Raw genomic sequence first — 8477 nt, 5'->3', positions numbered from 1 at the left:
CACCCACCCCGACACCCTCGAAAGCTGCCACAGCCTCGGCGGCGCCTACGACGACACTCCGGGACGCGGCGACGAGGCGACCCGCCTGCTCCGCGACACCCTCACCGACCGCCGCCGCATCCTCGGCCCCGACCACCCCGCGACCCTCAACACCAGCCACCAGCTGGCCATCGCCTACCGCCGCCTCGGCTCCCCCGGCGACGCCACGCCCCTGTTCGAGCAGACCCTCACCACCCGCACCCGCGTCCTCGGCCCGGACCACCCGGACACCCTGCACACCCGCCACCAACTCGGCCTCACCCACCGCCAGGCCGGACGCCTCGACGCCGCCACCCGAGAACTCGACCGAGCCCTGTCGGACCGCGACCGCGTCCTCGGCCCCAACCACCCCGACACCCTCGACAGCGAGTTCGGTCTGGCCCAGATACACATGTACACCGGCAGGGCCGAGCATGCTGTGCTCGCATTCGATCGCGTGTTGGCGGGACGCGAGCGCGCGCTCGGCCCCTATCATCCGGAAACGACACGGACCCGCGAGCTTCTCGCCGAGACCCACCTCAGACAGGGGCGGCCTGGCGAGGCAGTGCCTCACCTCGAAAGCGCCCTCGACCGCCATGAAGGCATCCTCGGTGCTTCGCACCCGCGCACGGTGCGCGTACGTGACACCCTCGCCTCTGCGTACCGAGGCAACGGCCAGGCCGAAATGGCTATACCTCAGTTTGAACGGCTGCTCGGAGATCGGAGCCGGGCGCACGGCGCCGCCGATCCCCGCACCCTGCACACCGCTGACAGACTCGTCGACGCCTATCGCGCCGCTCACCGGCTGCCGCAGGCCATCGACCTCAACCAACGAGTCCTCGCGCTACGCGAGCAGTTCCTCGGCGTCCAGCACCCTGACGCTCAAGCCAGCCGGAACAGTCTCGCCGACACCTACCGCCAAGCCGGCCGACCAGCCGATGCAATGCGTCTTCACCGCGATGCGCTCACCGCCTCAATGCGCGAGCACGGCCCGTTCCACCCGAACACCACCCAGGCTCGCCGCGCCCTCGTCGATTCGGCCGAGCAAGTTCGCCGCGAACTGCCCTCACCGGAGCGACCTGCCTCACCCGAGCCGAGGCACGACTCCCCCTGGTGATCGTCGGTCAGGCTGCGACTTGATCACTCTGGCCGGTCGGCTACGTCCGAGTCGTCGACAGGAGGAGGTGCTAGCCGATCAAGCTTGTCCAGCTTGCGGGAGAGCTCTTCACGCGCCGCGCTCTGTGCGGACCGACTGCCCGGCAGTGCCGACCGATCCTGCTCCGCCCGCAGCCGAGCCTCCTCACGCGCCGACTCCGCGTCGACCTGCCGCACCGTCTCCTGGTGGAAACGCTCGAACTGCTCATCCTCCCACTCGCGTTCCTGCTCGGCGGCGCGCTGGTTCGCCCATTGCTCGCTCATGCCGGCGTTCCAGGTGCGGCTGAAGGAGCCGTCCCAGTCGAGCGGACGGGTGGACTTCCGGTCGTCGCCCGTCGGTTCGGGCGCGCCCGGCTCGGCGTCCGGCTCCGAGTCTGCGTCAACCGGTCGCGCCACGTCGGCGTCCGCGGCCGGATGGGGATCGGGCGGGGACGGACGGTCGGGATCACGTCCGGTGGCGGCGTCGCCTGTCGGGTCAACCGGTTCCGCGGACATCGCCGTCCTCTCCCCACTCAGGGACCTTGCCGGGCACGGTCATCTGACTGTCTTCCACCCGGCCATCGCGTGTGGCTTGATCGGTGACGGTAGCCGGTCACGTCGGAATGTTACGGCGCGATCGGTCCGGCTCACGCCGGTCAGGAGTCCGTCCGGCGGCGGCGCAGCCTGGAGAACCAGCCGGCGGTCGAGATCGCGTCGCCGATCCCGCCGCCCGCCAGGAGACCTGCGGCCGCCCCGGAAAGCCGATCGCCGCATTGCTTGCACAGCCGGCGGCCGGTCACCGTTTCTGCCGGTCGACCCGTATCCCGTTCCCCGCACTCATCGCAATCGAAGATCTCGATCTCACCGCTCCAATCCAGCCGTGCCGGACCCCCAAGCCGATCACGAGCTTCCCACGAGGGAGCCGTGGACTCATGATCCATCGCTCTGGTTTCGAGGCTCGCCCCAGAACAGGGTGACCCGCAGAACCGGCGGACCGCCAATAGGATCACCTCCGGCGAGAACCGGAACCCGGCATGCTCCGCCAGCAGCGCCGGCGGACGGAGAGCACCTCGACCAATCACCTGGTCATGCCTGGCCGTCGGTGTACCGGGCCGTCGGCCGTACCGATGACGCCCCTACTATCTCCCCATGGGGCTCGCCGAGGACTTGGAGGTGCTGGCGAAGGGCGCGGGGATCACACCGCAGAACCGAGGAAGGGAATTCGAGAGGTGGCTGAAGGCGCTACTCGATCTCGCCGGGATGCGGCCGCGTGCGTCCTTCAGGCCCAGAGGTGAGGAGATCGACGGTTCTTTTGTGGACGGCGGTCGAATTTACCTTCTCGAGGCGAAATGGCTTGCCAAGCCACTCCCTGCCTCGACGATCTACCAGTTCAAGGGCAAGATCGACGGGAAGTTGGTCGGCACCGTCGGGGTAATGGTGTCGATGAGTGGCTACAGCGAAGACGCCGTCGAGGCGCTCCGGCGCGGCAAGACGTTGAACGTCATCCTCTTCGACGGCCAGGACATCCGAGCTGCTGTGGCGGATGGCTTCGAAGCTGTGCTCAGCTTCAAGATCCACGCTGCCGTCGAGTTCGGTGAGCCCTATGTGCCCTACGTACGGGCCGCCATCCGGACGACACCAAATAGGGTAATCATTGTTGTTGAGGGCGAGCGGGACGCATTCGTCATCGGACGGATCGCGGGGCGGCTACGGCGGAGCCACCAAGGATACGATTACCAGATCATCACTGCTCTGGGCGCGACTGGCGTACCCGGTGTCTCCATGTCTCTCGCCGCGGAGAGCGAATGCGATGTGCTGGTGATCATCGATGCCGCTGCCCACCGCCAAGCGGGATGGTGGCCCCCCGAGTGGGATGATTCGGAACACCGGGTCCAGCTGATCGTGCTCGACCATGGTCTCATCGAATGGCTCTCTCGGCCCGAGCGGTACGCGGCATGGCACCCGGACGAAGTCGAGCACACGAGCCTGTCCCAATTGCGGCACCTTGTCAGCAATCTCAATCTCGACGATCTTGCCGAGCGAAGCGAGTCGTTCAGAAGGTTCGTTGCGGTGCTGGACGCCAACCTTTGGGGATAGCGCTACGGATCCCATCAGCGATCGCGTTCTGATCTGATGTTGGGCCAGCCACGGATCGCCACCCGCAGGCGCCACCCGGGCCCGGCAGTCCCGCCCGACCAGCAACACGTGGATCATGGCCTGTTTGCGGAGAGTCGCAAATCGACCAAAGGGCCCATAAACGAAAATCCTCGACATGAGGCTACAGCGCCGGACCAAGAACGGGAAAAATCGGCGTACTCGCACCGTTCTTCCTAGAATCATGATCGGCAGGTCGGGCTTTTCCCGCATCCAGACACCGTGATCTCGATTCAGGCGAGGTTTCGATGGGCGACCGGATTCTCGCAAAGCAGTTCGCCGACGACGCTGGCTCCGCGTTCGTCGAGGTGATCAGGCGGGCCGACGGGCCGGTGCGGCTTCAGGAAATACGCGCGGTCCTGGTCGACGCGGGCGTTCATGCCGACGACGTGGACCGGCAGTGGAAGCGCCTGCGGCCGCTCTTCCGCGAGCACCCGCAGCTCTCCAAACCTCAGCCGACACTGTACGAGTGGTCGCCGGCGGTGCATCCGGCCAAAGTATCCCTCGATGCGCTGGTGGCCTATGCGCGCCGACGTGGCCCGGCCTGGCTGGTCGGGGCCTTCGCTGACAACGTCACCGACAGTCTCGTCCGGGCCGACACGTCCGGAGCGCGCTCTGCAATCAGCTGGACCGAGCAGCGCGAGCAGGAGAAGGCTGTCCTGGTGGCGGGCATTGTCGGCTACGCCGTGCAGCTCGCCGCGGCCGGTGGGTCGGCGCCGGAGCTGGTGAGCTGGCTGCTGGACGAGGCCGGCCGCCGCCGGCTCACCCCGATCGGACGGGCTGGCGAGCAGACCCGGTTTGACGGAGGCGTGCACGACGCTCCGGGCCAGACCAAACCCCACGCTGGTGCGGAGGTCCGAGTCGTGCGGCCTGGCTTCTTCTGGTCTGGCGGTGGAAGCCCCGTCGTCGTGGCCAAAGCTGTCGTCGAGCAGCCGTGACGAGAGATGATCCTCTGTGACGACAACGAGAACACCGCGCCGGGGTTCGGCCCGTCTACCGGCGATCGCACAACCGCCGGTGCAGCCCACAGCGCGCACGGTCCGGCAGCTGTTCGAGGGCAGGACGTACCACCTCGACTCCTACCAGCGTGACTATGCCTGGGAAATAACCCAGGTCGAAAAACTCGTCGACGATCTCGCGGCGAAGTTCACCTGGCAGTGGGACGAGACGCATCTGGAGAGCGATACCCTGCTCTACGACTCCTACTTTCTTGGCTCTATCATCATCTATCGCGAGAACGAGCGGATCTATCTTGCCGACGGTCAGCAGCGAGTCATCACCCTGCTGCTGCTGCTGATCCGTTTGGGCACCCTAACCGAGGATCGGCACGACGCCACCCACCTTCACTCCGCGGTTCGCACGCTGATGCGCGGTGGGGACCACGGGGGCCAGCACTTCGCCGTCCGTGTCGATCGGTACGCGGAGTTCTTCGACCAACTCGCGAACAACCGTCTCTTCACCAGTGACGGTGCTCCTGCCGATGTGCGACGGCTGCACGAGGCCGCGGAGCATCTACTCACCCGCTGGCCAGAGAACCTGAAGCAGGACCAACTTCCGTACTTCGCGCGCTGGCTTCTCGACCGGGTCTCCCTCGTCGAGCTTGACGCCGGTGACGCCGCCCGCGGCAAGGAGATGTTTTCCGCGATGAACGACCGCGGCAAGCATCTCGCCCCGCTGGACCTGCTGAAGAACTATCTGCTCGCCGACGCGCCAGGTGATCCGTATCAACTCGACCTACGGTGGCAGCACATGGTCGACGAGCTGCATGGCCCGGACCGAGACGCACCGTTGGAGTTCGTCCGCGCGGTTCTGCGCGCCAAATACGTCAAACCGGCCGCCGACACGAGTCAGCTACTGGCAAGCGCACCGCACGAGTGGCTCGACGAAAATGCCGAAAGCATTGGTCAGAACCAAAAAAGGGACGGACGGGTCAGGCTTTTCACCGAAATCCTCGAGCCGCTTTCCCGACCCTATCTGGCGATGCAGATGGCTACGGGCCAGCTCCGCGCGGACCAGGAAGCGATCTGGTACAACGCCCACCTCCGGATTCCACGGCAATTCGATCTTGCGCTGGCCGCCGCCGAGCCGAACGAGTCGAACGATTTGAACCCGTCCGTACTGCGCAAAGGCGAACTGGTCGCTCGGTTCCTGGACCTGTATGTCGTCACCCGTGGAGTCAGGCAATTACCATATGGCCCGAGCGAGCTTGACGAACTGGTGGCGGGCCTGCTCGGCCCGGTGCGAATGACCCGCACCACTGACGAGCTCAGCCGTGTGCTCGGCGAGGCGGCAGCCGGCTGGTACGTCCACCTCGCCGAGATTCCCGAACTGCGGTACCGGCCCGGCGCGAACCGGCCGTTCGTGCTGTACTTCCTCGCCAGGCTCACCGCGTGGCTGGCGAAGGGAACCGGCCAGAGCGAGACCGTGGAACATCTGCTGGCGATCACGGAAGGTCAACGGCCGTTCGAGATCGAGCACCTGTTCACCAAGAGCGAGCGCACTGGCACCTACCGGGCTCAGGCGGAGTCCGACGCAGAGTTCGACCGCCTGCGGTCGAGGCTCGGCGGCTTGGTGCTGCTGGACGGGTCGGACAACGCCAGCGCCGGTGGCCTGCCGCTGGAACGGAAGCTCACGTCGTACCTGCGATCCAACGGGTTGGCTGGTTCGCTGCACCCGGACACCTACCGGAGCCGTGGACACAAGCGCTTCAACACCTTCGTCGCTGAGCAGGGGCTGACCGACCTGTTCCACCCCTACGATGTCGAGTCGCGGCCAGAGGACATCGTCAACGCCCGCGGCCGGCTATATCGGGCGATGGCCGAGCGGATCTGGTCGCCGGAGGCGCTCGGACTGCCGCTGCCACGCACGGCCGGACCATACGGCCCGGCGGGCGGCAACAACGACGGTGACGGCGGTGACGACGACGAGCGCCCGCGGCGGCAGCGGTACAAAACCACCCTGACCAACCTGATTGACGCTGGACTCCTGCGCGCTGACGAAAGGCTCGTTGGCCGCCGCGGCGGCCAACTGTTCCCGGCGACGCTTACGGCCGACGGCCGGATCCGCACGGCTTCCGGCGAGGTCCACCGCTCAGTCAGCGCCGCGGCGAAGGCAGCCACCGGAGCGTCCAACCCGGGCGACTGGCGATTTTGGCGGGTGGAACACACGAACGACACACTGTTCGCCGTCCGTGCCCGGTACCTGCGGGCGTCCGATCCCGGGCAGAACGGCTGAAGATCGCAGCTCGCAGCGGTCTCGTTGGCTTCGCCCCATCCGCCACAGCCGCCGCGGACGACCGCGTCGCGACTGTCACCCTCGACCGGCTCTACAAGGCACCCCCAACCAGCTGACGCAGGCGGATTCCGCATCCTATTGGTCTTCGATCCCGAGCGCCGCGCGCTCCCTGAGGGGGCGCGAGAATTCCGGACAATCCCGCACGATGAGACAGCCGTCCTCGGCACCTCAGATGCGGCGGCCCCGTCCCAGGCACAGCAGGACAGGAAAACGGTCGGAGTGGGGCTGCTTGGCGGTCAGCGCCGGAAGTCGTCGGCCGATTTCGGCAGCCGCAGGTGCCGGTCGGCGTCCGCCATCTGCTGCATCACGCTGAAGGCCTCGGTAGCGCTGATCTCCCCGTCGGCGACCGCGATGCTGAAGATGTCGATCGTCTCGCGCGTGGTGATGTTCTGGAACTTCGCGTACCGGATGGCGTCCCCGTCGTCGGAGATCCACCAGGATCCGGCGTACGACTCCCAGTTTTTGATCACATAGCAGGTCTGTGCCTCGCCGAGGTGCTTCAGCGGCTGATCGTCCCCGCCACCGAAGACGGCGCGCCGTATCCGCGCGATCTTCTGCACGTCTGCCGGATTGGTGATCTCGATCGGCTCATCCAGCCAGCCCCCTAATGGGAGCCGCCGCAGCGGAGGCAGCTTGACTGCGGACCTGCTCGCTTCGTACGCGACGGCTTCGGTCCACCTGCCCCGCCCACCGAGAACGGACTTGAGTAGGTCCAAGCGGTCGACTGCCGCGAAGTTACACAAGACGGTGTTGTCGGGGAAAAGGTGCTCTGTCATAGGGCGCCCGCTGCCCCCTCGCTGGCCTCAAGCGCCTGCTTGAGTTCGTCGGCGTCGATGCCGAGCAGGTTTGCGTAGGGGCGGATCGTGGTCACGCCGCTCTCGTAGGCCTTGTAGGCGTCCCGGACGAGCAGGCCGGGTGGGCGGGCCGCACTCGCGTCCGCGACCCGCTGCGCGAACTCTTCGGAGCGTCCGGTGATGGATGCCGCCTTCGCCGCGGTGAGCTTCCGGAACCGGTCGCAGGTCCCGGCGTCGATCAGCCGTAGCTGCTGCAGCCGGATCGCCAGCGCGGACGGTGTGACCTTGAGGTCGCAGGCGAGCGCGGCGAACCCGGCCTCGGCGAGGCCGGATGTCCCCGCCGTTTCCCGTAGCGCGTCTTCTGGCATGAGGAACGCGGACGCGAAGTTGTTTGCGCGCATCTCGCTGGGGTCTCTCGCCTGCGCCCGGTCGTAGATGTTCTTGTCCAGGTGCACGCCCTGGTCGTCGCCGGCCAGGAGGTGTCCCAGCTCGTGCGCCAGAGTGAACCGCTGCCGGGCCGGAATCGCGGATGTCCCCAGGACGATCAGCTTCGCGTCGTCCGACGATGCCGACAGCCCGTCGAAGCCCTCGTCGAGCATGACCACGGCCACGTCGGCCCCGAACGCCATCTCGACCAGGGCGGGCAAGTCTGCGCCGGTCACGGACAGCCCCGCTGCGGCGGTGCGTGCCAGCGCCGCGGACGCGAGCGCACGGCCCTGCTCGGCATACGTGCCGCCCAAGGCGCCGGCGTCCAGAGGCCGCCATGGCTGTGCCCAGCCGAACGTCGCCAGATCCTCGCGCATCACGCTGTACTTCTTCGCGGCCTCCAGCGCAGTGCGGGCCTGCCCGGTCGTGGTCCGCGCGGCGAGGGCCAGCGCGGGCTCCTCCCCGGTGAGCAGCCACTCGATGGTGACGCCACACTTGTCCGCGATGCGGGCCAGGTCGAGGGAGGAGAAGCGGCGGGCGCCGCTGAGGGACTTCGAGAGCTTGGAGTCGTCGAGGCCGATGTCCTGGGCGAAGGCGCGACGGCTCTGCCCTGATGCTTCGATCAGGTTCAGCACTCGGCCGGGTGTGCCTTCCATG

The 8477-nt window shown here is 67.1% G+C and carries 7 protein-coding genes; 4 read left to right on the top strand and 3 right to left on the bottom strand.

Features of this window, described 5'->3' with window-relative positions:
• A partial coding sequence (locus NBZ83_RS09695) for a tetratricopeptide repeat protein (RefSeq protein ID WP_261574799.1) occupies positions 1 to 1135 on the top strand: 1135 nt, incomplete at its 5' end.
• A 23-nt stretch (positions 1136 to 1158) separates the two neighbouring features.
• Here NBZ83_RS09695 and NBZ83_RS09690 read toward each other — a convergent pair.
• The gene (locus tag NBZ83_RS09690) at positions 1159 to 1668 is read right to left on the bottom strand and encodes a hypothetical protein (protein WP_261574798.1); all 510 of its coding nucleotides are present in this window, start codon (positions 1666 to 1668) and stop codon (positions 1159 to 1161) included.
• A 633-nt stretch (positions 1669 to 2301) separates the two neighbouring features.
• Here NBZ83_RS09690 and NBZ83_RS09685 point away from each other — a divergent pair.
• The 3 genes from NBZ83_RS09685 (at position 2302) to NBZ83_RS09675 (ending at position 6540) form a co-directional block, all read left to right on the top strand.
• Positions 2302 to 3249, top strand: a complete 948-nt coding sequence (locus NBZ83_RS09685) for a restriction endonuclease (protein ID WP_261574797.1) — start codon at positions 2302 to 2304, stop codon at positions 3247 to 3249.
• A gap of 305 nt (positions 3250 to 3554) precedes the next feature.
• The gene (locus tag NBZ83_RS09680) at positions 3555 to 4244 is read left to right on the top strand and encodes a hypothetical protein (protein ID WP_261574796.1); all 690 of its coding nucleotides are present in this window, start codon (positions 3555 to 3557) and stop codon (positions 4242 to 4244) included.
• 16 nt (positions 4245 to 4260) lie between these two features.
• Positions 4261 to 6540 (top strand): GmrSD restriction endonuclease domain-containing protein, encoded by a 2280-nt coding sequence (locus tag NBZ83_RS09675; protein WP_261574795.1) that lies wholly within the window; start codon positions 4261 to 4263, stop codon positions 6538 to 6540.
• A 296-nt stretch (positions 6541 to 6836) separates the two neighbouring features.
• Here NBZ83_RS09675 and NBZ83_RS09670 read toward each other — a convergent pair whose 3' ends face one another.
• Both NBZ83_RS09670 and NBZ83_RS09665 read right to left on the bottom strand, forming a co-directional pair.
• Positions 6837 to 7376, bottom strand: a complete 540-nt coding sequence (locus NBZ83_RS09670) for a hypothetical protein (RefSeq protein ID WP_261574794.1) — start codon at positions 7374 to 7376, stop codon at positions 6837 to 6839.
• Positions 7373 to 8476: an XRE family transcriptional regulator gene (locus NBZ83_RS09665; protein WP_261574793.1), complete on the bottom strand. Its 1104-nt coding sequence runs from the start codon at positions 8474 to 8476 to the stop codon at positions 7373 to 7375. The genes NBZ83_RS09670 and NBZ83_RS09665 overlap by 4 nt, the downstream gene beginning before the upstream one ends.
• Position 8477: the final 1 nt, after the last annotated feature.

Origin of the sequence: Frankia gtarii, assembly GCF_025403375.1 — a bacterium.
In the GTDB taxonomy this organism is placed as follows: Bacteria; Actinomycetota; Actinomycetes; order Frankiales; family Frankiaceae; genus Frankia; species Frankia gtarii.
Note: the sequence above shows the minus strand (reverse complement) of the source record. Positions and strands in the feature narration are given on the sequence as shown.